General features: G+C 73.3%; 1 protein-coding gene. It reads left to right on the top strand.

Annotated elements, in window-relative coordinates; all coding sequences use genetic code 11:
• Window positions 1-344 (top strand): sulfite exporter TauE/SafE family protein (locus AB4Z35_RS30640; protein WP_442101248.1); only part of this gene is annotated, 344 nt, incomplete at its 5' end.
• Between the last annotated feature and the right edge of the window lie 91 nt (window positions 345-435).

Raw genomic sequence — 435 nt, 5'->3', positions numbered from 1 at the left:
GGATTCCGGCTGTGGGCGTGGTGGGTGGGCTCTTCTCGGGCTTCTTCAGCGTGGGCGGCGGCGTGGTGGCCGCGCCGGCGCTGGTCGGCCTGTTCGGCATGCGGCAGGCCGCCGCGCAGGGGCTGGCGCTGGCGCTGGTCACGCCGGGCGCCGTGGTCGCGCTGATGACCTATGCCCAGGCCGGGCATGTCGACTGGACCAGCGGCATCCCGCTCTCGCTCGGCGGCATGCTGACGATCTCCTGGGGCGTGGCGCTGGCGCACCGGATGCCGGAGCGCCGCCTGCGCGCCGCGTTCGCCGTCTGCCTGATCGTCACGGCGGTGATCATGCTCGTGCGCGGCTAGCCTGCCGCCGGCTTGCGGAAGACCAGGCTGAAGTTGTTCGCCGGCATCGGGATGGGCGCGTCGCAGGTCATGCCTTGGGCAGCCCCGAGGG

This window comes from Pseudomonas sp. KB_15, from assembly GCF_052114525.1.
GTDB lineage: Bacteria > Pseudomonadota > Gammaproteobacteria > Pseudomonadales > Pseudomonadaceae > Aquipseudomonas.
The sequence above is the reverse complement of the archived record's forward strand: the minus strand, read 5'-3'. Positions and strand labels throughout refer to the sequence as shown.